At 64.6% G+C, this 24,493-nt stretch carries 21 protein-coding genes; 9 read left to right on the plus strand and 12 right to left on the minus strand.

Features of this window, described 5'->3' with window-relative positions; genetic code table 11:
- Positions 1–374: 374 nt before the first annotated feature.
- The 7 genes from gltA to ACZY0R_RS30550 form a co-directional block, all read right to left on the minus strand.
- The gene (gltA, locus tag ACZY0R_RS30520; RefSeq protein WP_488863641.1) at positions 375–1,676 is read right to left on the minus strand and encodes a citrate synthase; all 1,302 of its coding nucleotides are present in this window, start codon (positions 1,674–1,676) and stop codon (positions 375–377) included.
- Between the two features lie 40 nt (positions 1,677–1,716).
- Complete coding sequence (locus tag ACZY0R_RS30525) at positions 1,717–2,004, minus strand: FAD assembly factor SdhE (protein WP_045242020.1); 288 nt, start codon at positions 2,002–2,004, stop codon at positions 1,717–1,719.
- A gap of 80 nt (positions 2,005–2,084) precedes the next feature.
- Positions 2,085–2,786, minus strand: a complete 702-nt coding sequence (locus ACZY0R_RS30530; protein ID WP_045242019.1) for a succinate dehydrogenase iron-sulfur subunit — start codon at positions 2,784–2,786, stop codon at positions 2,085–2,087.
- A 34-nt stretch (positions 2,787–2,820) separates the two neighbouring features.
- Positions 2,821–4,599 (minus strand): succinate dehydrogenase flavoprotein subunit, encoded by a 1,779-nt coding sequence (sdhA, locus tag ACZY0R_RS30535; protein WP_488863644.1) that lies wholly within the window; start codon positions 4,597–4,599, stop codon positions 2,821–2,823.
- A gap of 3 nt (positions 4,600–4,602) precedes the next feature.
- Positions 4,603–4,968 carry a succinate dehydrogenase, hydrophobic membrane anchor protein gene (sdhD, locus tag ACZY0R_RS30540; protein ID WP_006161623.1) on the minus strand — a complete coding sequence of 122 codons (366 nt, stop codon included), beginning with the start codon at positions 4,966–4,968 and terminating at the stop codon, positions 4,603–4,605.
- 13 nt (positions 4,969–4,981) lie between these two features.
- Complete coding sequence (sdhC, locus tag ACZY0R_RS30545; RefSeq protein WP_488863646.1) at positions 4,982–5,389, minus strand: succinate dehydrogenase, cytochrome b556 subunit; 408 nt, start codon at positions 5,387–5,389, stop codon at positions 4,982–4,984.
- 260 nt (positions 5,390–5,649) lie between these two features.
- A complete protein-coding gene (locus ACZY0R_RS30550) occupies positions 5,650–6,474 on the minus strand; it encodes a GntR family transcriptional regulator (RefSeq protein WP_488863648.1) in 825 nt (274 codons plus the stop codon).
- 340 nt (positions 6,475–6,814) lie between these two features.
- On the opposite strand from ACZY0R_RS30550, the gene ACZY0R_RS30555 reads away from it, so the two are divergent.
- The 8 genes from ACZY0R_RS30555 to ACZY0R_RS30590 all read left to right on the plus strand — a co-directional run bounded on the left by ACZY0R_RS30555 (position 6,815) and on the right by ACZY0R_RS30590 (position 17,212).
- Positions 6,815–7,798, plus strand: a complete 984-nt coding sequence (locus ACZY0R_RS30555) for a malate dehydrogenase (RefSeq protein WP_488863650.1) — start codon at positions 6,815–6,817, stop codon at positions 7,796–7,798.
- A 126-nt stretch (positions 7,799–7,924) separates the two neighbouring features.
- On the plus strand, positions 7,925–8,905 hold the full coding sequence (locus ACZY0R_RS30560; RefSeq protein WP_488863652.1) for an HpcH/HpaI aldolase/citrate lyase family protein: 981 nt from the start codon (positions 7,925–7,927) through the stop codon (positions 8,903–8,905).
- A 118-nt stretch (positions 8,906–9,023) separates the two neighbouring features.
- Positions 9,024–10,187 carry a bifunctional 2-methylcitrate synthase/citrate synthase gene (gene prpC, locus ACZY0R_RS30565; RefSeq protein WP_488863654.1) on the plus strand — a complete coding sequence of 388 codons (1,164 nt, stop codon included), beginning with the start codon at positions 9,024–9,026 and terminating at the stop codon, positions 10,185–10,187.
- 188 nt (positions 10,188–10,375) lie between these two features.
- The gene (locus tag ACZY0R_RS30570; RefSeq protein ID WP_488863656.1) at positions 10,376–10,903 is read left to right on the plus strand and encodes a hypothetical protein; all 528 of its coding nucleotides are present in this window, start codon (positions 10,376–10,378) and stop codon (positions 10,901–10,903) included.
- A 73-nt stretch (positions 10,904–10,976) separates the two neighbouring features.
- Positions 10,977–12,428: a bifunctional 2-methylcitrate dehydratase/aconitate hydratase gene (locus ACZY0R_RS30575; RefSeq protein WP_488863658.1), complete on the plus strand. Its 1,452-nt coding sequence runs from the start codon at positions 10,977–10,979 to the stop codon at positions 12,426–12,428.
- A gap of 299 nt (positions 12,429–12,727) precedes the next feature.
- Positions 12,728–15,433: an aconitate hydratase AcnA gene (acnA, locus tag ACZY0R_RS30580; RefSeq protein WP_488863660.1), complete on the plus strand. Its 2,706-nt coding sequence runs from the start codon at positions 12,728–12,730 to the stop codon at positions 15,431–15,433.
- Positions 15,434–15,730: 297 nt separating this feature from the next.
- Positions 15,731–15,877 (plus strand): hypothetical protein, encoded by a 147-nt coding sequence (locus ACZY0R_RS30585; protein WP_017224713.1) that lies wholly within the window; start codon positions 15,731–15,733, stop codon positions 15,875–15,877.
- 132 nt (positions 15,878–16,009) lie between these two features.
- Positions 16,010–17,212, plus strand: a complete 1,203-nt coding sequence (locus tag ACZY0R_RS30590; RefSeq protein ID WP_488863662.1) for a DUF2863 family protein — start codon at positions 16,010–16,012, stop codon at positions 17,210–17,212.
- Between the two features lie 68 nt (positions 17,213–17,280).
- On the opposite strand, the gene trmB is transcribed toward ACZY0R_RS30590, so the two are convergent.
- The gene (gene trmB, locus ACZY0R_RS30595; RefSeq protein WP_488863664.1) at positions 17,281–17,955 is read right to left on the minus strand and encodes a tRNA (guanine(46)-N(7))-methyltransferase TrmB; all 675 of its coding nucleotides are present in this window, start codon (positions 17,953–17,955) and stop codon (positions 17,281–17,283) included.
- Positions 17,956–18,297: 342 nt separating this feature from the next.
- On the opposite strand from trmB, the gene ACZY0R_RS30600 reads away from it, so the two are divergent.
- A complete protein-coding gene (locus ACZY0R_RS30600) occupies positions 18,298–19,884 on the plus strand; it encodes an ABC transporter substrate-binding protein (RefSeq protein WP_488863666.1) in 1,587 nt (528 codons plus the stop codon).
- Positions 19,885–19,959: 75 nt separating this feature from the next.
- Here the strand turns inward: ACZY0R_RS30600 and ACZY0R_RS30605 are convergent, their stop codons facing one another.
- The 4 genes from ACZY0R_RS30605 to htpG form a co-directional block, all read right to left on the minus strand.
- A complete protein-coding gene (locus tag ACZY0R_RS30605; RefSeq protein ID WP_045237422.1) occupies positions 19,960–20,838 on the minus strand; it encodes a class I SAM-dependent methyltransferase in 879 nt (292 codons plus the stop codon).
- A 105-nt stretch (positions 20,839–20,943) separates the two neighbouring features.
- Positions 20,944–21,699 carry a tetratricopeptide repeat protein gene (locus ACZY0R_RS30610; protein WP_488863668.1) on the minus strand — a complete coding sequence of 252 codons (756 nt, stop codon included), beginning with the start codon at positions 21,697–21,699 and terminating at the stop codon, positions 20,944–20,946.
- 46 nt (positions 21,700–21,745) lie between these two features.
- On the minus strand, positions 21,746–22,276 hold the full coding sequence (locus ACZY0R_RS30615) for a DNA-deoxyinosine glycosylase (protein ID WP_488863670.1): 531 nt from the start codon (positions 22,274–22,276) through the stop codon (positions 21,746–21,748).
- Between the two features lie 142 nt (positions 22,277–22,418).
- A complete protein-coding gene (gene htpG / locus ACZY0R_RS30620) occupies positions 22,419–24,332 on the minus strand; it encodes a molecular chaperone HtpG (protein ID WP_488863672.1) in 1,914 nt (637 codons plus the stop codon).
- Between the last annotated feature and the right edge of the window lie 161 nt (positions 24,333–24,493).

Below are 24,493 nucleotides of genomic sequence, written 5' to 3' on the forward strand. Positions count from 1 at the left end.
GGTTCGGAAAGACAACGTTAATGCGTTCTCTATTGCGCAGGTGATTCGCCTGCCCCGCTCGCCTCAACGCAGTCCGGAAGGGTGGCCCGGCTGCTGTCGGCAAAGCAGCCCGCATTATAGGGTCAAACTCCGCGCCGGATGGCAAATTTGCACAACAAATGAGGATCTAACTAGCCGAACTTCGGCACAAATCATCGAAAATTGACGTTTTCGCCACCTTTTCGGCAATTATTCTTTTGCGACGCACAAGGGCTGCCTGGCCCGAATGACAAACGCCCCGGCGGGGCCGGGGCGTTTGGTATTGCTGCGCTGCTCATTGGGACCGGGTTATTCACACCGTACTTCGGTATGCCCCCTGCTCCGCGGCGAAAAGCTCAACGCGTGCCGATGTCCGGCACGTTGCGGCTTGCCGCACCGTTGAACAGCTGGCGCGGACGGCCGATCTTGTATTCCGGATCGGTGATCATTTCTTCCCACTGCGAGATCCAGCCCGGCGTGCGTGCCAGGGCGAAGATGCAGGTGAACAGCGACGTCGGGATGCCCAGCGCGCGCTGCACGATGCCCGAGTAGAAGTCCACGTTCGGGTACAGCTTGCGGCTGACGAAGTACTCGTCTTCCAGCGCGATCTTTTCCAGTTCCATGGCGAGCTTGAACAGCGGGTCGTTGTGCAGGCCCAGTTCGTTCAGCACTTCATAGCAGGTTTCGCGCATCAGCTTGGCACGCGGGTCGTAGTTCTTGTACACGCGGTGGCCAAAGCCCATCAGGCGCACGCCCGAGTTCTTGTCCTTGACCTGCTTGATGAACTCGGTGATGTTGTCGACGCTGCCGATTTCCTCAAGCATCTTGAGGGCGGCTTCGTTGGCGCCACCGTGAGCCGGGCCCCACAGGCAAGCCACGCCGGCGGCGATGGCGGCAAACGGGTTGGTACCCGAGGAGCCGGCCAGGCGCACCGTGGAGGTGGATGCGTTCTGCTCGTGGTCGGCGTGCAGGATGAAGATGCGGTCGAGCGCGCGCTCGAGCACCGGGTTCACCTTGTACGGGGCGCACGGCGTGGAGAACATCATCTGCATTAAGTTGCCCGAGTAGGACAGGTCGTTCTGCGGATAGATGTACGGCTGGCCGATGTTGTACTTGTAGGCCATGGCGACCAGGGTCGGCATCTTGGCGATCAGGCGGATCGCGGAGATTTCGCGCTGGTGCGGATCATCGATGTCCATGGCGTCGTGGTAGAACGCGCTCATGGCACCCACCAGGCCCGTCAGGACGGCCATCGGGTGGGCATCGCGGCGGAAGCCGCGCAGGAAAAACTGCATCTGCTCGTGAACCATGGTGTGGTTCATCACGGCACCGACGAATTCTTCCTTCTGCTTGGCGTTGGGCAGTTCGCCCTTGAGCAGCAGGTAGCAGGTTTCCAGGTGGTCGCACTTGGTCGCCAGCTGCTCGATCGGGTAGCCGCGGTACAGCAGCTCGCCCTTGTCGCCGTCGATATAGGTGATCTTCGAATTGCACGAAGCCGTCGACATGAAACCGGGGTCATAGGTGAACTTGCCGGTTTGTCCGTACAGCTTGCGAATATCGATTACGTCGGGGCCAACGGTACCCGTATAAATCGGCAGCTCAACGCTGGGGGAACCATCGGAAAACGATAGCGTGGCTTTCACATCGGACGGCGTCATGTCGGTTCCTTCTAATGCTGACTAATAATGTTGACGAAACTCAGACCGAACGCAGCAGGGCAATCACGTGCTGCATCGGGGGCGTGTCGAGCTCACCGTCCAGCTCCTTGCGGGCAAGCAGCAGGTCCATCAACTCGTTGTCGCTCAGCTCGAACAGCTCGGAGAGCGCGGCCACGTCCTGGTCGGAGAGGCTTTCTTCGTAACGGTTGAAAAAACGTTCGACGATGATGTCGTTCTCCAGGAGGCCGCGCCGCGCGCGCCAGCGCAGTCGCGCACGCCGGTGCGGATCGGCCTGGTGGGAGAAACTGGGGGAAACACTTTCGGTCATAGGTACCTACTTCCGGCGCGCCGGTCGGGTATGCAGTTTGATAGCCCGGACTGACGCGCCGCTTACATCTACCGTGCGGATCAGACCGAGCGGCGAACCATCAGCTCCTTGATCTTGCCAATGGCCTTGGTCGGGTTCAGCCCCTTCGGGCAAACGTCGACGCAGTTCATGATGCTGTGGCAACGGAACAGGCGGTACGGGTCGTTCAGGTCGTCCAGACGCTCGCTGGTCGCCTGGTCGCGGCTGTCCGCGATAAAGCGATAGGCTTGCAGCAGGCCGGCCGGGCCGACGAACTTATCCGGGTTCCACCAGAACGACGGGCACGACGTCGAGCAGCTTGCGCACAAGATGCACTCATACAGGCCATCCAGCTCGTCGCGTTCCTCGGGCGACTGCAGGCGCTCTTTCTCGGGCGGCGGCTCGTCATTAATGAGGTACGGCTTGATCGAGTTGTACTGCTTGAAGAACTGCGTCATGTCGACGATCAGGTCGCGCACCACCGGCAGGCCGGGCAGCGGACGCAATACGATGCGGTCCGGCAGCTCGCGCATATTGGTCAGGCAGGCCAGACCGTTCTTGCCGTTGATGTTCATCGCGTCCGAACCGCACACGCCTTCGCGGCACGAGCGGCGGAACGAGATGGTTTCGTCCAGCTTCTTCAGCTTGACCAGCGCGTCCAGCAACATGCGCTCATGACCGTCGAGCTCGACCTCGTAAGTCTGCATGCGAGGCGCAGCATCCTTGTCCGGATCATAGCGGTAGACTTCGAAAATACGCTTCATTTCTGTGGGTCCTGTGGGTCGTCTACGGCGGTGCTTAGAAGGTCCGGGCCTTGGGCGGAACGCTTTCCACCGTCAGCGGGTTCATCTTCACCGGCTTGTATTCGAGGCGGTTGCCCTCGCTGTAGAACAGGGTGTGCTTGAGCCAGCTCTCGTCATCGCGATTCGGGAAGTCGCTGTGCGCGTGCGCACCGCGCGACTCCTTGCGGGCCGCGGCCGAGATCATGGTGGCCTTCGCCACTTCCACCAGGTTGGCCACTTCCAGGGCTTCCACCAGCGCGGTGTTGAAGACCTTGGACTTGTCCTTCAGGTGGATGTTGCTGGCTCGCTCAGTCACTTCCAGGATGCGCTCGACGCCTTCGTCCATCAGTTTCTGCGTACGGAACACGCCCGCATGCGACTGCATGTTCTTGCGGATGTCGTTGGCCACGTCCTGGGTATATTCACCCGACGTCGACGATTGCAGCTTGGCCAGGCGCGACATGGCGCGGTCGGCGGCGTCGGCCGGCAGCGGCTTGTGCTCTTTCTGCTTGATCGCCGTCGCCGCGATGTGGTTGCCGGCCGCACGGCCGAACACCACCAGGTCCAGCAGCGAGTTGGTGCCCAGGCGGTTGGCGCCGTGCACCGACACGCAGGAGCATTCGCCGATCGCGTAGAAACCGTTGATGACCTCGTTGGGATTGCCGTTCTTCGGCGCCACCACCTGGCCATTGATATTCGTCGGGATACCGCCCATCTGGTAATGGATGGTCGGCACCACCGGGATCGGTTCCTTGATCGCGTCCACGTTGGCGAACTTGACGCCGATCTCGCGGATCGACGGCAGGCGCTTCATGATGGTGTCCGCGCCAACGTGCGTCAGGTCCAGCAGCACGTAGTCGCCGTTCGGGCCGCAGCCGCGGCCTTCCTTGATTTCCTGGTCCATCGAGCGCGAGACGAAGTCGCGCGGCGCCAGGTCCTTCAGCGTCGGCGCATAGCGCTCCATGAAGCGCTCGCCGTCCTTGTTGCGCAGGATACCGCCTTCGCCGCGCACGCCTTCGGTGATCAGCACGCCCGCGCCGGCCACGCCGGTCGGGTGGAACTGCCAGAACTCCATATCTTCCAGCGGCACACCTGCGCGCGCCGCCATGCCCAGGCCGTCACCGGTGTTGATGAAGGCGTTGGTCGAAGCGGCATAGATACGGCCGGCGCCACCGGTGGCGAACAGCGTGGTCTTGGCTTCGAGGATGTAGACTTCGCCGGTTTCCATTTCCAGCGCGGTCACGCCCAGCACGTCGCCGTCGGCGTCGCGGATCAGGTCCAGCGCCATCCATTCGACGAAGAAGTGCGTCTTGGCGCGCACATTACGCTGGTACAGCGTATGCAGCAGTGCGTGGCCGGTACGGTCGGCCGCGGCGCAAGCGCGCTGGACCGGCTTCTCGCCGTAGTTGGACGTGTGGCCGCCAAACGGACGCTGGTAGATGGTGCCGTCGGGGTTGCGGTCGAACGGCATGCCGAAGTGTTCGAGCTCGTAGACCACCTTGGGCGCTTCACGGCACATGAATTCGATTGCGTCCTGGTCGCCCAGCCAATCGGAACCCTTGATGGTGTCGTAGAAGTGATAGTGCCAGTTGTCCTCGCTCATGTTGCCGAGCGAGGCACCGATACCGCCCTGCGCTGCCACGGTGTGCGAGCGGGTCGGGAAAACCTTGGAGAGCACGGCCACGTTCAGGCCGGCCTCTGCGAGCTGGAGGGATGCGCGCATCCCGGCGCCGCCCGCCCCGACGATGACCACGTCAAAGCGACGACGCGGCAATCCTGTCTTGACTGCGACCATTTATTACACCCTCCAGAGAATCTGAGCTGCGTAGCCCGCGCAACCGACGAGCCACAGAATCGTAAGAACTTGCAGCACGAGGCGCACGGCCATCGGCTTCACATAGTCCATCCAGATGTCGCGCACGCCAATCCAGGCGTGAAACAGCAGCGACAGGATGGTGAGGAACGTGATGATCTTCATCCATTGGTTGGCGAAGAGACCTGCCCACGCTTCGTAGGAAGCGCCGTTCGAGAGCAGGAAGGCGACTGCCAGCACGACGGTGAAGACCACCATGATGACAGCGGTGACGCGCTGCGCGAGCCAGTCTTTCAGACCGTAGTGCGCACCGACGACCAGACGCTTGGGACCGATATTATTATTTGCCACGTTGACTCTCTCCTCAGAACAGGCCGAACAGCTTCAGGCCGAACACCGCGGTGAGCAACAGGCTGATGACCAGCACGGAAACAGCGGACTTGGCCGAAGCGGCCTTGGTCACACCGACGTGCACGTCGAGCAGCAGGAAACGAATGCCAGCGCAGAAGTGGTGCAGGTAACCCCAGATCAGGGCCAGCAGAACCAGCTTGACGAAGCCACCGGACAGCAGCGCCGAGAACTTTGCGAAACTCAGTTCGGAAGTGACGCTCTGCTCGAAGAGATACAGGACGAAAGGAAGGAGGAGGAACATCAGAGCACCGCTTGCGCGATGCAGGATGGACACCTTGCCGGCCCAGGGCAACCTGTAACGCGCCAGCTGCGTCACATGGATGTTCCGGAACTCCGGCCTGGCTTGTTTGGCTTCAGCCATGCGAGACCCCATTTTGCGGTAAACAAAAAACAAAACTACTGAGCGCTCTGGATGCAAATGGATGCAGCCGGAGCAAATCCCGATAATTTTAGCGCCTTTGTTGCGCGGCGCACCAATAATTTTCAGCTATCGCGCACCAACATGGCGTGCCCGACAATCGAACGCAACTGCGCCGCCCGGTAATCTTCCTCGCTTTGCGCAACGGCGGGGTCCGCCATGGCGGCGTCGGCAATAATCCACCCGGATTTCCACACGGCAGCTCAGCTCAAATCGTTCTGATAATAGTGCCGGGTGGTGACGTACAGCCCGCGCCGGACCTCGACGGGCCGGTCGCCATAAGTGAACGAGACCCGCTCGACGGACAAAAGCGGCGTCCCCGCATCGACGGACAGCAGGGCGGCGGTGGCGCTATCTGCCGCCACGGCGCGGATTTTCTCGGTGGCCCGGATCATGCGCGTGCCGAATTCGGCCTCGAACAGCGCATACATCGGCCCCTTCCATTCGGTCAGCTTTTCGGCAGTCAGGCCCTTGAAGTTGGTACCCAGCAGCCAGATTTCGTCCAGCACGGTGGCTTCGCCGGAGAAAAACAGCACGCGGCGGATCTGCACCACGCTATCGCCGGTGCGGATGTCCAGCAGGCGTGCGATTTCGGCCGGCGCGCGCAGGCGCTTGCACTCCAGCACCTGGCTTGCGCCATAATGTGGCTCGCCCTCGTCCGGCACCAGGCGCAGGAAGCGGAACTTCACGCCATCCTCGTGGTGCGTCGTGACAAAGGTGCCCTTGCCCTGCCGGCGCGCGACCAGGTTCTCGGACGCGAGTTCGTCGATCGCCTTGCGCACGGTGCCCTGGCTGACCTTGTAGCGCGCGGCAAGGTCCATCTCGCTGGGGATCATTTCGCCTGGCTTCCATTCGCCGGACTGCAGGCTCTGCGTGATGAGCGCCTTGATCTGCTGATAGAGCGGGCTGAACGTAGGCGAGGCCGCCGCGGCCGCGGACGGCTGCGTCCCGGCGCCGGGCGCAGCGGCGCCGTTATCCTGCACTGCAGCAACGGCAGTGCCGGCGAGGGACGGGGGCAGGGATGACATAACCGAATTTCACCACAAAATGGCAAAGGGCGTCCAGCCCGACATCAAATGTCTTATGTCTTATATAAGACATATGAATTGACAACACAATTGAGCCGGCCTACACTCCCGCAGGTTTCACGCTGGCATCCACTCTGGATACGGCACCCCTCTTCGCAGTAGACTTACGCTTTGTCGCACCCCATGACCCGTTGTGGCTCTCTCCAGTCGGCATCGCTAGCAGCGCGCCGGTGGATTGCCGCCTGCCGCCGTGGCGACAAATCCGCACCCGGTGACGTCCGGACCCCCGTCCGGCTCGCCACCGACCAGTTTCCCCCTCTTCTTGTTTGGAGAATTACTCATGGCTAAAGCCCCAATGCGCGTCGCAGTCACCGGCGCCGCTGGCCAGATCGGCTACTCCCTGCTGTTCCGCATTGCCAATGGCGACATGCTCGGCAAAGACCAGCCGGTCATCCTCCAACTGCTCGACCTCCCGCAAGCCCAGGCCGCCGTCAAGGGCGTGGTGATGGAACTGGAAGATTGCGCATTCCCGCTGCTGGCAGGCGTGGTGATCACCGACGACCCCAAGGTCGCGTTCAAGGACGCCAACGTCGCGCTGCTGGTCGGTGCCCGTCCGCGTAGCAAGGGCATGGAGCGCAAGGACCTGCTCGAAGCCAACGCCCAGATCTTCACGGTGCAGGGCAAGGCACTGGACGAAGTCGCCGCCCGCGACATCAAGGTGCTGGTGGTCGGCAACCCGGCCAATACCAACGCCTATATCGCGATGAAGTCGGCTCCGAGCCTGCCCAAGGAAAACTTCACCGCCATGTTGCGCCTGGATCACAATCGTGCCCTGTCGCAAATCGCCGCCAAGACCGGCAAGCCGGTCGCGTCGATCGAGAAGATGTTCGTCTGGGGCAACCACAGCCCGACCATGTACGCCGACTACCGCTACGCGACCGTCGACGGCCAGAGCGTCAAGGACCTGATCAACGACCACGCCTGGAACAACGACGTGTTCCTGCCGACCGTCGGCAAGCGCGGCGCCGCCATCATCGAGGCGCGTGGCCTGTCGTCGGCAGCTTCGGCCGCCAACGCCGCCATCGACCACGTGCATGACTGGATCCTGGGCTCGAACGGCAAGTGGGTCACCATGGGCATCCCGTCGGACGGTTCCTACGGCATCCCCGAGGACACCATGTTCGGCTTCCCGGTGACCACCGCCAACGGCAAGTATGAAATGGTCAAGGGCCTTGAAGTCGATGCCTACAGCCGGGAAAAGATCAACATCACGCTCAAGGAACTGGAAGAAGAGCGTGCTGGCGTGCAGCATCTGCTCGGCTGATCCAGGCACCGCCAATGACTAAACCGGAGCCCCGCAACGATTCACGAATCGGCGCGGGCTCCGGTTTCTTCATTCTGGCGCCCCGTCCTTCTCTCCCCTCCCTCAACCGCTATCCGATTGAATAACGTGCATCCTTCCGAGGTCTTGTTCCAGGGCGAAGCCATTCCGACGCAACTGCCGGTCTGCGACCACTATGCCGGCAGCGAAAAGCTGATGCTGAAATCGCTTGCCCTGCAGCAAGAGCTTGGGCCCGTGTTCGATATCACCTTCGACTGCGAAGACGGCGCCGCCGTGGGCCTGGAGCGCGATCACGCCGAATTGTGCGCTCGCCTTATCAACGGCCCGCTGAACCGCTTCAACCGCGTGGGCGTCCGCATACACGACCCTGCCCATGCCAGCTGGCGCCAGGACATCGACATCCTGGTCGGCAGTGCCGGCGCCCGCCTGGCCTATGTGGTGGTGCCCAAGGTAACCGACGTGGTGGAGGTCGCCCGCGTCACCGACCACGTCAACCAGGCCGCGCGCGCGGCTGGCATTGCGCGCCACATCCCCATTCATGTGCTGATAGAGACGCACGCCGCGCTGGAGCAGGCTTTCGATATCGCCCGGCTGGTGCAGGTGGAATGCCTCAGCTTCGGCTTGATGGATTTCGTCTCGGCGCACCACGGCGCCATTCCGGGCGAAGCCATGCGCTCGCCGCAGCAGTTCGAGCACCCGCTGATCCGGCGTGCCATGCTCGAGATCTCGGCAGCCTGCCATCGTCATGGCAAAGTGCCGTCGCACAATGTCAGCACCGATATCGAGCAGCCCGCGCGCGCCGGAGACGATGCGATACGGGCGCGTGCCGAGTTCGGCTACCTGCGCAAGTGGAGCATCCACCCCAGCCAGATCCAGCCGATCGTGGCGGCCTTCCGCCCCGGCGGCGCGGAGATCGGCGCGGCCAGCGAGATACTGATGGCCGCCTATGAGAACAACTGGGCGCCGATCCGCCACCAGGGCCAGTTGCACGACCGCGCCAGCTACCGCTATTACTGGTCGCTGCTGCAGCGTGCGCATGCCACCGGCGCCGACCTGCCGGGCAATGTGCTGGACCGCTTCTTTGCATGAACGCTGCCTGGGGCATGGCATCTCGCGGCATTTGCGAGGTGCCCCCAGGCAATGACCACCCTATGACACAGGGTCCAGCCCGGGCCAGGCGCGGGTGAGAGGCCAGACAGGAGACGCGATGTCAGAGCAGCAGCCAGTCCCGCAGAACACCCCGAAGCCGAAGAAATCCGTCGCCCTGTCGGGCGTGACCGCCGGCAATACCGCGCTGTGCACGGTCGGCCGTACCGGCAACGACCTGCACTACCGCGGCTATGACATCATCGACATCGCCGAGACCTGCGAGTTTGAAGAGATCGCCCACCTGCTGGTGCACGGCAAGCTCCCCACACGCGCCGAACTCACCACCTACAAGGCCAAGCTCAAGGCCCTGCGCGGCCTGCCCGCCAACGTCAAGGCCGCGCTCGAATGGGTGCCCGCCGGCGCCCACCCGATGGACGTGATGCGCACCGGCGTGTCCGTGCTCGGCACCGTGCTGCCGGAAAAGGACGACTACAACACCCCTGGCGCGCGCGACATCGCCGACCGCCTGATGGCCAGCCTCGGCTCGATGCTGCTGTACTGGTACCACTACAGCCACAATGGCAAGCGCATCGAGGTCGAGACCGACGACGACTCCATCGGCGGCCACTTCCTGCACCTGCTGCACGGCCAGAAACCGTCGGCGCAGTGGGAACGTGCGATGCACACTTCGCTCAACCTGTACGCCGAGCACGAGTTCAATGCCTCCACCTTCACCGGCCGCGTGATCGCCAGCACGGGCTCGGATATGTATTCGTCGATCTGCGGCGCCATCGGCGCGCTGCGCGGCCCCAAGCACGGCGGCGCCAATGAAGTGGCGTTCGAGATCCAGAAGCGCTACGACAGCCCAGATGAAGCCCAGGCCGACATCGTGCGCCGCGTGGAAAACAAGGAAGTGGTGATCGGTTTCGGCCACCCGGTGTACACCATCAGCGACCCGCGCAACCAGATCATCAAGGACGTGGCACGGCGCCTGTCGAAGGACGCCGGCTCGACCAAGATGTTCGACATCGCCGAACGGCTGGAAACCACGATGCGGGACATCAAGAAGATGTTCCCCAACCTGGACTGGTTCAGCGCGGTGAGCTACCACATGATGGGCGTGCCGACCGCCATGTTTACGCCGCTGTTCGTGATCGCGCGAACCTCCGGCTGGGCTGCCCACATCATCGAGCAGCGCATCGACAACAAGATCATCCGCCCCAGCGCCAACTACACCGGGCCGGAAAACCTGAAGTTCGTGCCGATCGGCAAGCGTAAATAAGTGGAGAACCGTCCTACCATGAAGCAAAACTGCCTTGACCGGGCCCGCAGCGAGGCCCAATTGTGTAACCGATGGTAGGGGTACTACGCCCTGACTTTCAAATCGTAGAGAATAGCGGCGGATATGTGTCTGTCGGCCTCAGCCGGCAATCCACCGCCTTTGACCCAACTCCAGAAGGAACCCACAGAATGAAGCATCTTGTCCTCGCCGCCTGTATCGGCGCATTCACGCTGACCACCGCCGGCGTCGCGACGGCCCAGGATCCGGCCGCGAAGGCTGCTCCCGCCAAGAAGGCCCCTGCCAAGAAGGCCCCGACCAAGAAGACGGCAACCACTGAAACCGCTGCCGTGCCGAATGGCGAAAAATGGCAGTGCGAACTGGGCCATGTCCTGTACATCGGCGGCAATATGCAGCGTGACGAAGTCATCACCGTGAACTGGGAGGGCAAGGATTACCGCCTGCCGCGCCTGTCCACCGTGACCGGCGCCGACCGCTATTTCGACGCCCGCTCCGGCCTGGACCTGGTCGTGATCCCGAGCAAGGCCATGCTGTTCAACAAGAACGCCGGCCAGCGCCTGGCCGACGAGTGCCAGACCGCGGACATGCAGGCTGGCGGCTCGGCGCCGACCCAGGCGGGCGCACTGCGTGCCCCGGTCGCCACTCCCCTGCTGGTCGCCCCGTCGGCCCCGGCAGCCGATGCCGCGCAGAAGCAGTAACCGGGTGACATAGCCGGGCCTCGCCCGGCTATTTCCATGGGCACCAGGAAGCACAAATACCCGAGGGGACCCCATGTCTGCACACGTTCCAAACGTTCGCCCGGAACCTGACAAGGTATTGGTCGACATGGTCGACTACGTCACCCGCTATCAGATCAAGAGCGCGCTTGCTTACGACACGGCCCGCAACTGCCTGATCGACACCCTCGGCTGCGGCCTGGAAGCCCTGTCATACCCGGCCTGCACCAAGCTGATGGGCCCGATCGTGCCCGGCACGATGATCCCCAACGGCGCCAAGGTGCCCGGCACGCAATTCCAGCTCGACCCGGTCCAGGCCGCCTTCAATATCGGCGCCATGATCCGCTGGCTCGATTTCAACGACACCTGGCTGGCGGCCGAATGGGGTCACCCCTCGGACAACCTCGGCGGCATCCTCGCCACCGCCGACTGGCTCTCGCGCAACAATGTGGCCTCCGGGCGCAAGCCGCTGACCATGAAGGACGTGCTCACCGGCATGATCAAGGCCCACGAGATCCAGGGCTGCATCGCGCTGGAAAACTCCTTCAACAAGGTCGGCCTGGACCACGTGGTGCTGGTCAAGGTGGCATCCACCGCTGTCGTCGCGCAGATGCTGGGCCTGACCTACGACGAGATCATCAACGCCGTGTCCCTCGCCTGGGTCGACGGACAATCGCTGCGCACCTACCGCCACGCCCCCAACACCGGCAGCCGCAAGAGCTGGGCCGCGGGCGACGCCACCAGCCGCGCCGTGCGCCTGGCGCTGATCGCCAGGACCGGCGAGATGGGCTATCCCTCGGTGCTCAGTGCCAAGGGCTGGGGCTTCTACGACGTGCTGTTCAAGAGCCAGCCCTTCAAGTTCCAGCGCCCGTACGGCTCCTATGTGATGGAGAACGTGCTGTTCAAGATTTCCTTCCCCGCTGAATTCCACTCGCAGACCGCAGTGGAAGCCGCCATGACCCTGCACGGCCAGCTGGCCGCCGCAGGCAAGTCGGCAGCCGACGTCGGGAAGGTCACCATCCGCACCCATGAGGCCTGCATCCGCATCATCGACAAGAAGGGCCCGCTGGCCAACCCCGCCGACCGCGATCACTGCATCCAGTACATGGTGGCGGTGCCGCTGCTGTTCGGCCGCCTGACCGCGGAGGATTATGAAGACAAGGTCGCGGCAGACCCGCGAATCGACGCGCTGCGCGACAAGATCGTGTGCGTGGAAGAGCCGCAGTTCACGGCCGACTACCACGACCCGGAAAAGCGCTCGATCGCCAATGCGCTGACCGTGGAACTGAACGACGGCACGGTGCTCCCGGAAGTGGTCGTGGAATACCCGATCGGCCACAAGCGCCGCCGCGACGATGGCATCCCGTTACTGGTGGAAAAGTTCAAGACCAACCTGGCGCGCCGCTTCCCCGCCAGGCAGCAGCAGGCCATCCTGGCCGCGTCGCTGGACCAGGCCCGCCTGGAAGCGATGCCGGTCAACGAGTACGTCGACCTGTACGTGATCTGAGCCGCGGAAAAAAGCGGATGAACTGGGCCTGGCAGGCTGACGGGGCCTGCCGGCTTGCCCTAAAATCCACGCGGCGCGTACATTGGTAATGCCACGCAGCAGCAATGCAGATCAGCAAGAATCAATCAGCAAGAAAAGCAAGAAAGCACAACACAAGCAGCAGGCAGTAGGCATGAACAACGGCGCCTCCAGGGCGCCGGGCGCCGCGAGGCAGGCTTGTTTCACCGGCCGCCAGCGGCGAAACGCAGATTTACGAGTCCACAAGCTAGTCCGCACCATCCTTCGATTGGAGTAAGGCAATGCCCCACAATCTCAATAAGACTCTGAAAGAATTCAAGACCGGCCCGTCCGGCAAGGGTCAGTTCTATTCCTTGCCGCAACTGGGCAAGGCACTCGGCGTAGCGGTCGAGCGACTGCCGGTATCGATTCGCGTCGTGCTGGAATCGGTGCTGCGCAACTGCGACGGCAAGAAGGTCACTGAAGAACACGTCAGGCAGCTTGCCAACTGGAAGCCCGTCGCCGAGCGCGTCGACGAGATCCCCTTCGTGGTGGCGCGCGTGGTGCTGCAGGATTTCACCGGCGTGCCTTTGCTGGCCGACCTGGCGGCCATGCGCAACGTGGCCGAGAAGATGGGCCAGAACCCAAAGAAGATCGAGCCCCTGGTGCCGGTGGACCTGGTGGTCGACCACTCCGTGCAGATCGACCACTTCCGCGAAAAGAATGCGTTGGACCTGAACATGAAACTGGAATTCCAGCGCAATAACGAGCGCTACCAGTTCATGAAGTGGGGCATGCAGGCCTTCGACACCTTCGGCGTGGTGCAGCCGGGCTTCGGCATCGTGCACCAGGTCAACCTGGAATACCTGGCGCGCGGCGTGCACAAGAAGGACGGCGTGTACTACCCGGACACCCTGGTCGGCACCGACAGCCACACCACCATGATCAACGGCATCGGCGTGGTGGGCTGGGGCGTGGGCGGCATCGAGGCGGAAGCCGGCATGCTGGGCCAGCCGGTCTATTTCCTGACGCCCGACGTGGTCGGCGTGGAACTGAAGGGCCGCCTGCGCGAAGGCGTGACCGCGACCGACCTGGTGCTCACCATCACCGAAATGCTGCGCCGCGAGAAAGTGGTCGGCAAGTTCGTCGAGTTCTTCGGCGAAGGCACCGCCAGCCTGGCGCTGCCTGACCGTGCCACCATCGGCAACATGGCGCCTGAATACGGCGCCACCATGGGCTTCTTCCCGGTTGACGAGAAGACCATCGACTATTTCAAGGGCACCGGCCGCACCGAAGAAGAAATCGCCGCCTTCGAAGGCTATTTCCGCGCCCAGAAAATGTTCGGCATCCCCAAGGCCGGGGAGATCGACTACACCAACGTGGTCACGTTGGACCTCGGCACCGTGGCCCCCTCGCTGGCCGGCCCGAAGCGCCCGCAGGACCGCATCGAGATTGGCAACGTCAAGTCCACCTTTGCCTCGCTGTTCGCCAAGCCGACCGCCGAGAACGGGTTCAACAAGGACATCGCCGAACTGGACAAGACCTACACCACGACGGACGGCGTCAACGTGAAGAGCGGCGATGTGCTGATCGCCGCCATCACGTCCTGCACCAATACCTCCAACCCGAGCGTGCTGCTGGCCGCTGGCCTGCTGGCCAAGAAGGCGGTGGAAGCCGGCCTCAAGGTTGCGCCGCACATCAAGACGTCGCTCGCCCCCGGCAGCCGCGTGGTCACGGAGTACCTGGAGGCCGCCGGCCTGCTGCCTTACCTGGACAAGCTGGGTTTCGGCGTGACCGCCTACGGCTGCACCACCTGCATCGGCAACGCCGGCGACCTGACGCCGGAGCTGAACGAGGCGATCACCAAGAATGACCTGGTTGCGGCCGCCGTGCTGTCGGGCAACCGCAACTTCGAGGCACGCATCCACCCGAATATCCGCGCCAACTTCCTGGCCTCGCCGCCGCTGGTGGTGGCCTACGCCATCGCCGGCAACGTGACGCGCGACCTGATGACCGAGCCGGTGGGCACGGGCAAGGGCGGCCGCGAGATCTACCTCGGCGACATCTGGCCGACCTCGGAAGAAGTCCATGCGCTGATGAAGTACGCCATGGACGCCAAGGTCTTCAAGGTCAACTACGAGCAGGTCAAGAAGCCGAGCAAGCTGTGGGCCAAGGTCAAGGGCACCAAGGGCCAGGTCTACGACTGGCCGAAGTCCACCTATATCGCCGAGCCGCCCTTCTTCGAGGGCTTCGGCATGGAACCGGCCGCGACCCAGGCCAGCGTGCGCAATGCGCGCGCGCTCGGCGTCTTTGGCGACTCCGTGACCACCGACCACATCTCGCCGGCTGGTTCGATCAAGGAATCGTCGCCCGCAGGCAAGTACCTGCTGGCCAACGGCGTGCTCAAGGCGGACTTCAACAGCTACGGCTCGCGCCGCGGCAACCATGAGGTCATGATGCGCGGCACCTTTGCCAACGTGCGCATCAAGAACCTGATGCTGCCGGTCAAGGCCGATGGCTCGCGCGTGGAAGGCGGCGTCACGCTGCACCAGCCCACCGGCGACGAAATGTCGATCTACGACGCCGCCATGAAATACATCGCCGAAGGCACGCCCACCGTGGTGTTCGGCGGCGAAGAGTATGGTACCGGCTCGTCGCGCGACTGGGCCGCCAAGGGCACCCAGTTGCTTGGCGTGAAGGCCGTGATCACGCGCAGCTTCGAGCGCATCCACCGCTCCAACCTGGTCGGCATGGGTGTGCTGCCCCTGCAGTTCAAAGGCAGCGACAGCGTGCAGACGCTGGGCATCATCGGCAACGAGACGTTCGACATCGAAGGCATCGAAGGCGACCTGAAGCCGCAGCAGGACGTGACGCTGGTGATCAAGCGCGCCAACGGAGACGTGCAGCGCGTGCCGGTGCTGCTGCGCATCGACACCCCGATCGAAGTCGACTACTACAACCACGGCGGCATCCTGCCGTTCGTGCTGCGTCAGTTGCTGGCCGCCTGACCGGCAAGCCCGGGGCCCTCAGGGGCTTTGGGGCGACGCCGCTGGCCGTGCACCTCTATGGAGGACATGGCCAGCGGCGTTTTTCTTTGCGGCAGCGCTTACCTGCCACAGCGCCCGGCGAGCCCGGCAGCCGGGCTAAAAGCGCAGCCACCGCCGCTTGACCCAGGCTTGCCCCAAGCATGCCCCGGTGTAAGTTCCACGCAAGCCTGCCCTGCCACACTCCGATGCAACAACAAGACACAGCATCGCGCAGGGCAGCCATGTCGGCCTGCCCGCCTCAAACGCACAGAAGACACCATGGCAAAGATTTTCATCGCATTCGTCGTCATCGCCGGCGCGGCACTCTATATGTTGTCGAAGGGCGGCGACATTTCGATGGGCGGCGAGCAGCACGGCGTGGAAACCCACGCGCCGGAGACGCCGCAAGCGCCCGCGCAGAAGTAACAGCCCCGGCGCTTCGAGGCCCGCGCAAGCCTGTCCGGCATCACGCAAAACAGCCGCCCGGCACCTGGCGGCTTTTTTTGTCAACGCAGCGAGTAGAATACCGTTTTACCGAAAAACGGATGATTTCGACTTATGGCAGGTTTTCGCCCCAAGGCTTCCCAACGTCTTTCGCCTGACGCCGAGCGTCTGGTGGCCGATGCGCTTGCGCTCGATGCCTCGGGCAGCCGCATGGAGGATGTGTATTGGGAGCGGCGGCTCTCGCAGCGCCTGGGCCGGCTCCTGAAGAACGGCAGCCAGTCCGCGCTCGACGCCGCGCTCGAACACCTGTTCAAGCACAACGCCGACGCCTCCGACGTGCTCGCCGAACAAGCCGAGACCCTGGCCGAGTCGGCCACCGTCGAAATCGACGGCGTCAGCTACGACGCCCTGCTGATCGCCGCCCCCATCCTGGCCCACACCCGCTACGCCATCCCGTCCGGCGCGCTCAAGCCCGAGCTGTCGCAGACCCTGGCGGTACACATGCAGGCGCATGTGCTGGCGACCAATACCAAGATGGCGCTGTCGCCCTACCTGTACAGCATCGACCAGTTGCCGCGCACGCACAGCGATACCTTTGCCCTGACCTACAAGCTCGTTTCGGCCGCCATGGCCGGCACCACGCCCAAGGTCGATCTGCGCGACCTGCCGGAGACCGCGCCGATCCTGGCCGATCCGCGCTACCTGCTGGCCGTGGTGGTGGCGCCACACGAGCAGGCACTGTTCCGCTGGCAGGAGGACGCCAAGGAGCACCATGCCGAGCGCACGGTGTGCCTGGAGCAATGGCGCACCCAGGTCCAGCCTTCGATCGCGCTGCTGATGCCCGGCTGCGAGTTCGAGCTGCTGCTGCCCGACGCCTTCTTCCTGTCCTGCCGCGAGTCCGACAAGAGCATCCGCCCGCTCACCGTGCGCGCCGCCGTCAACTACCTGTGCGGCACGCTGGACGTGCCCGCCGGCCAGATGGCCGCCGTGGTGGCGGCCTTCGGCGAGGAGGAAGTCGAGGAGTACCGCGTCGGCTTTACCATGCGCGGCGAGAAGGATGTGATCTACGGCATCGTCTGGCCGGTGTATGGCCGCGAGTCTGGCGAGATCGACGCCAGCGAAAAGGACAACCCGCTGGAGCAGATCTGCGAGGAACTGCGCAACGCCGGCGTGGAAGACATCTTCCGCCACGCCGCGCTGTTCGACCCGGAGTACTGTGAAGACTGCGGTACGCCGCTCTACGCCGACCGCTCGGGCGAGATCGTGCACGCCGAACTGCCGGAAGACGCGCCCACGCAGCAACCGCTGTTCCACTGAGCGTTTCTCCACCCGCCTGACCGACGGCCCGCCTTGCGCGGGCCGTTTTATTTGCCGGGCTCCCGGTGTCAGGCTGCCACGGGCTCGCTCACGCAGCGCCACAGCGCATGGCCGGAGGCGGCGTACTTGCGCTCGAACGGCGTGATGGCCTCCGCCGGCCGCCATGGCTCGACCCGCGCCGGCCGGCCGACCAGCGCCAGCGCCTGGGCAAACTCATCGATATAGACCTGCCAGTTGCTGCGGCACTCCAGATAGTCTCCGCACGCAGCCAGCGCCGGGAACACCGCATGGCCCTGCCAGCGCCGCCCGAGGTGGCCGATCTTGGGCCAGGGGTTGGGATACAGCACGTAATGGCGCTCCACCGGGACGCGATCCGCCTGCAGCATCCGCCAGACATCGACCAGATCGGCACGGGCCCAGGCGAAATTGGCTGGCATCGGCCCTGCCCACCAGTCCTTGCCGCTGGTCAGCCGCTTCTCCGACTGGTCCACGCCGATCACAAAATGACCAGGAAACGCCGTGGCCAGGCGCAAGGTGCTCTCCCCCACGCCGCAGCCTGCGTCCAGGATCAGCGGCGCGGTGCCGGCCTGCTGCCATTGCTGCAGCGCAAGATCGAGCGCGCGCCGGCTGGGCTCGCCGATCGGCTTGCGAAAGGGCTCAGCCAGGTGGCGGGCGACACGCGCCGCGAGGTGGTCGTGGACATCGGCCTGGGCCGAGGTGATGGTGCGGGAGTTGGCGAACATGGGCGGGATTCTACCGGCTGCGGGCAGGCCCGGGGACAAGCAGGCGGTGCATGCCATGGACATGCGCCACCCCTTGCTGGGAGCATAAGCATATGACGCCCGTATCGCACACCGATGTCGTTTTGGCGGCACAATGCGGGCAGCCGGGTGGAGATTCAGACCGGCAAGCCGGACCCGCCACCCCATCTGAGAACCCGCCGACGCCCTCCCCGCCCGAGGACCGGCCCGTACGAGGAGCGCATCCCGATGCCCGCAACACGCCGTAGCCGCAGCCTTCCAGCCCGCGCCGCAGATCGCCCTGCCGGCGCTCCTTCAAGCCCGCCTGACGTCCTTGCCGCCCTGATGCCGCGCCGCGCGCTGCTGCAAGCCGGCGCCGCACTCGTGCTCGGCGGCGCCGCGCTGATACTGCTGCCCGCCGGCGCGGCGCAGGCCGAAGACCTGCGCATCGGCCTGTCCGCCGACGTGACCTCGATGGACCCGCAGTGGAACAACGCCGGACCGAACAACGCCATCGCGCTGCACATCTTCGAGTCGCTGGTGTTCATGGACAAGAACGCCCGCTACATCCCCGGCCTGGCGCTGTCATGGAAGCCGGTCAACGCCATCACCTGGGAAATCAAGCTGCGCCCCAACGTGAAATGGCATGACGGGACGCCGTTCACCAGCGAAGACGTCAAGGCCTCGCTGGAGCGCCCGGACAAACTCACCAATAGCCCCGGCTCCTTCACCAGCTACACCAAGCCGATCGCGCGCATCGACACGCCCGACCCGCTCACCGTGCGCCTCACCATGAGCGTGCCCAACTACGCCAACCTGGCCAACGACCTCAACAGCGTGCCGATCATGCCGAAGAAGATCGCGGCCACGCTGACCCAGGCCGATTTCGATTCGGGCAAGGCAATGATCGGCACCGGCCCCTTCAAGTTCGTGCGCTTCGCGCGCGGGCAGGAAATCGTGATGGCCAGGAACCCCGACTACTGGGGTCCCAAGGTCGAATGGGATCGTGCGATCTTCCGCATCATCACCGACAACGGCGCGCGCAGCGCGGCGCTGCTGTCCGGCGACGTGGACGTGATCGAAAGCGTGCCCTCCGCCGACGTGGCCAAGCTCAGGCAGAACCCCAAGTTCCGCATCGAGCAGCAGGTCTCGTGGCGCACCATCTTCTGGCAGATGGACCAGTCGCGCGACAACCCGCCCTTCGTCACCGACAAGGCCGGCAAGCCCCTTGGCAAGAACCCGTTCAAGGACGCGCGCGTGCGCGCCGCGATCAGCAAGGCGCTGAACCGCGACGCCATCGTCAACCGCATCATGGAAGGGCTGGCAGTGCCGGCCTCCTCCATTGTCTCGCCGCAGATCTTTGGCCATCCCGGCACCAAGCCCGAGGCCTATGACCCCGAAGGCGCGAAGAAGCTGCTGGCCGAGGCAGGCTATCCGGATGGCTTTGGCCTGACGCTGCACGCGACCAATAACCGCTACCTGAACGATGCCGCGGTGGCGCAGGCTACCGCCAGCATGCTGACGCGCATCGGTATCCAGACCAAGGTGGAGACGCTGCCGGTGGCTGCGTACTTCACGCGCGCGCGCCAGGGAGACTTTGCGTTCGAGATGCTGGGCTGGGGGTCGGCGGCGGCCGACGTGGCGCTGCGCTCGATCACCGGGACGCCGAACCCCAAGACGGGATTCGGAACGTGGAACTGGGGCAAGTACAGCAATACGCAGCTAGACCAGCTGATTGAGAAATCGCTGACTACGGTGAGCAGCGACAAGGCGCGGGAGGAGAATGCGCGGATCGCGGCCAAGTTTGCGCTGGCGGATCATGCCATTGTTCCTTCACATAGCCAGTTGGCGATGTGGGCAATGCGCAAGGATCTGAAGTATGAAGCGCGTACCGACGAATGGTCGCTCGCCCAGTTCTTCCACAAGCAGTAAGGCAGAGCGCTGAAGCGCTCTTTACTTGCGGCGCCGGCGGCGAGGGCCGGCGCCGCAAGCGGCAAGGCAGCCGCCTCAGATCCGCAACCCGTCCTCCTGCCGCGCATTCGCTGCCCGCAGTTTCTTCACCCAGTCGCGCGCGGGCAGGCCGGTGCTGTCCTCCACCACCTTGGCGCGCGCTTCCAGCACATCCCACGACACATCGATCGCCGGGCCGTTGAAGGCCAGGGCAATGACGTTGCCGTCGTGCACCTCGGGGAACACCAGCACGCGATTATCGAAGGCTTCGCAGATCCGCACGATGTTCTTGGGAAAGCTGTCGTGATCGCCGAACAGGTTGATGGTCATCACGCCCGGTGCTTTCAGCACGCGGCGGCAGGCCTTGTAGAAGGCTGTCGTGTCCAGCACCGGTCCGCGCGCGGTGGCATCGTAGAGGTCGACCTGCAGGACATCCAGAGCGCCGGTGTGGGCGCCGTCCATCACGTAGTCCCAGGCATCCTGCTCACGCACGCTAAGGCGCTCGTCGTCCTCGCGCAGGCCAAACATGCTGCGCCCGGCCACGATCACGGACGGATTCAGCTCCACCGCGGTAACGCGCGCGCGGCTGAACTGGCGATGGCAGAACTTGGTCAGCGCGGCCGCGCCCAGACCCAGTTGCGCCACGTGGAAATCCGGCGCCGACGGCGACAGGAACAGCAGCCACGCCATCATCTGCTGCGCGTACTCCAGCTCGATGGCATCGGGCTTGCGCAGGCGCATCGCGCCCTGCACCCATTCGGTACCGAAATGCAGGTAGCGCACGCCCTCCATTTCAGAGAATGTCACCGGCGCGAAGCGCGGCGTCATGCGCTTTTCCTCGCGCGGCGCCGCCTGCGCGCCGTCGCGGCTGCGCGTGCCGCGTGCGGGACGGCGCGAGGCCTCGGCTTCGATCGATTTGCGTTTGAGAAGAGTCATGGTGGTCAGGAGAAAACAAGTCGATATGCCGCCCGCATAGGCGGCACGTAATACGGCGGCTGGCGATGGCCCCGCGATGCGAAGGTCCGCGCCGGGTCGTTCAGCTCACGCTTTGCCGAGCGCGCTCTGGGCGCGCCGCAGCCATTCGCTGTTGTGCTCGCGGGCGTGGCGCGGCCAGTGCTTGCCGTCGTGCACGATCTCGGCGTACAGCGCCTGGGCGCGCTCGCGGTCGGCCGGCGTGCCCTGCCCCGCCAGCCAGTCGGCGAACAGGCAGCGCGCGGCGGCGTCGCTGGCGCAGGTGAGCGCTTGCTCGAATGCGGCGCGCGTGCCCGGCGCGTTCGAGGCGGCCAGCGCGCGCGCATACAACAAGGCGGGATCGGCTTGCAGGCGGCCCTGCGGCTGGGCGGCGAACAGGCGTTCCAGCGCGGCCACGGCGGCGGCATGGCCGCCGGTGGCGAACTGCGCGCGCGCCAGGCCCAGCAGCAGCGCCGGGTCGGTGGCAAACGGGCCGCTGGCGGCGGCTTCGTAGTGTTCCAGCGCGGCCTTGGGGTCGCCGGCATCCAGCAAGGCGGCGCCCAGGCGCATGCGATGATCGACGGTGGGCGCCCGGTCGAATGCGTCGCGCGCCTCGCGCACCGCGCGGTTGGGGTCGACCAGTTGGCCGATGGCGCGCGTGGCGGCCCGCGCACCGCGCGTCTGGCGCAGGCCGGGCAGGTAGATGGCGAAGAAATACACCACGCTGCCCAGCCCCGGGAAGGCAAACAGGATCAGCAGCCAGTACATGTTCTGCTGCGTGCGCACCGCATGCACGGCAAAGAACACCGCGACGATGACGTGAAAACCAATTCCTAGGTATGGCATTGTCGATCTACCTGCATAGCGTTGGACGGCGGCGTGCCACCGTGATTCATGGCCGCGATTGTGACAGAAGCGCGCGCCACAACTCCAGCTTCTGCGCGAAGTTGCGCGCCGCATGGGCGGGGCTGGACGATGGCAGCACCACCGTCTCGTAGCCGGCCGCCGCGAACTGCTGCGCGAAGCGTCCCGAGGTGCCGCCGTTGAAGCCCACCCGCTGCAGCTCTGGCGCCAGCGCCTTCAGCCGCACGAAGTCGTTGGCCTGCGGGTGACGGATATTGCTGTCCAGGCTGCCCTCGCGCACGCAGGCGCCGAGCACGTCCCACACGCCGATGCGGTGGGACAGCAGCCGCACCAGCCGCTCCGCGTAAGGCAGCTCCGCCAGCGGCTCGCCGGTCAGCGCCCCCAGGAGCGGCCAGAACTGGTTGCGCGGGTGGGCGTAATACTGCTGCGCTGCCAAAGAGGCGGCGCCGGGAAAGCTGCCCAGCACCAGCACGCGGGTGTGCCGGTCAATGACCGGGGGCAGGCCTTGCTGGAGATCGGGAGGGAGAACCGGGAGGGATGCGGGAGAAGGAACTTGCATGGCGGGAGTGTACCGCGCGGAAACCGGCTGACCCGGAGGCGGACAAGCGCTTGCGCGGCTTCCTTGCGTTGGCTTGCTGCCAGCGCCCGCCCCCCCCTCTCCACCGGTGCGCGGGGGAGAGGGGAGCAAACCGCCGCTTGGGTTACGCCAGCAGCTTGTTGATGCGGTGCACGTAGGCCGACGGATCCTCGAGCGTGCCGCCCTCGGCCAGCAGGGCCTGGTCGAACAGCACATGCACGCGATCGCCGAAGGCTTCGTCCGTGGGGCCGGCTTCCACCAGCGCGCGCAGCTTGCGCACCAGCGCGTGGTCCGGGTTCAGCTCCAGGATGGGCTGGGCGTCCGGCGCCTTCTGGCCCGCCTGCTTCAGCAGGCGTTGCAGGTAGCCGCTCATGTCGCCTTCGTCCGACACAAGGCAGGACGCGGACTCGGTCAGCCGCAGCGTCACGCGAACGTCCTTGGCCTTGCCTTCCAGCACGGTCTTGGCGCTTTCCAGCACGTCCTTCCAGTCGCCTTCCGCCTTTTCCTGCTCGGCCTTCTCGTCGGCATCGGCCAGCGCGCCCAGTTCCAGGTCGCCGCGCGCCACCGAGACCAGCTCCTTGCCATCGAACTCGCGCAGGAAGGACAGCATCCACTCGTCCACGCGGTCGGTGAGCAGCAGCACTTCGATGCCCTTCTTGCGGAACACTTCCAGGTGCGGGCTGGACTTGGCCGCGGACCAGCTGTCGGCCGTGACGTAGTAGATCTTGTCCTGGCCTTCCTTCATGCGGCTCACGTAGGCGGCGAGCGCCACGCTCTGCTCGGCGGTGTCCTGCTGCGTGGAAGCAAAGCGCAGCAGCTTGGCGATGCGTTCCAGGTTGCCGGCGTCTTCGCCCAGGCCTTCCTTGAGTGCCTGGCCGAACTGCTGCCAGAAGGTGGTGTACTTGGCGCGTTCGGCTTCGTCGTCGCTGTCGGCCAGCGTTTCCAGCATCGACAGCACGCGCTTGGTGCAGCCTTCGCGGATTGCCTTGACGTCGCGGCTTTCCTGCAGCAATTCACGCGAGACGTTGAGCGGCAGGTCGGCCGAATCCACCACGCCCTTGACGAAGCGCAGGTAGGCCGGCAGCAACTGGTCGGCGTCGTCCATGATGAAGACGCGCTTCACATAGAGCTTGAGGCCGCCCTTGTGGTTGCGGTCCCACAGGTCGAACGGCGCGCGCGCCGGCACGTACAGCAACTGCGTGTACTCGCTGCGGCCTTCGACGCGGTTGTGGGTGTAGGCCAGCGGCGCTTCGTTGTCGTGCGCGATGTGCTGGTAGAAGGCGGTGTACTGCTCTTCGGTGATGTCCGACTTGGAGCGGGTCCACAGCGCGCTTGCCTGGTTCACGCTTTCCCACTCGCCGGTGGCCTTGTAGGCGCTGGCCTCGGCATCCCACACTTCCTTGGGCATGCGGATCGGCAGAGAGATATGGTCGGAGTACTTCTGGATGATGCCCTTGAGCTTCCAGGCCGAGAGGAAATCGTCCTCGCCTTCGCGCAGGTGCAGCGTGATGGTGGAACCGCGCTCGGCGCGGTCGATGGCGTCCACGCTGAACTCGCCGTCGCCGGCGCTTTCCCAGCGTACGGCTTCGCTCGCGGGCAGGCCGGCGCGGCGGGTCTCCACCGTCACATTGTCGGCCACGATAAAGGCCGAGTAGAAACCCACGCCGAACTGGCCGATCAGGGCGGCGTCCTTTTGCTGGTCGCCGGAGAGTTGCTGGAAGAATTCCTTGGTGCCCGAACGGGCGATGGTGCCGAGGTTGCGGATCGCCTCGTCACGGCTCATGCCGATACCGTTGTCGGTGATCTTCAGCGTGCGCGCCGCGGGATCGGCCTCGATGCGGATCGCCAGGTCGGCATCGTTCTCGAGCAGGGCCGGGTTGGCAATCGCCTCGAAGCGCAGCTTGTCGGTGGCGTCGGAAGCATTCGAAACCAGCTCGCGCAGGAAAATTTCCTTGTTGCTGTACAGCGAGTGGATCATCAGGTGCAGCAGTTGCTTCACTTCCGCCTGGAAGCTCATCGTCTCGTGCGGTGCGGTCATGGTTCTCCTCTTAACAAACTTGGCTAACTTGGGAATCTGGGTCATGTGGCGGACCGGGCCCGAAAGCTTCCGGGTCCGGTCCGCGCGAACTTCTGGCAACGCCGGGCCGCCCCCTCCAGGTGCCGGCCCGGCATTACGCCAATGTCCGCAAACATAGGGGC

It is taken from the genome of Cupriavidus sp. F041, from assembly GCF_057814235.1.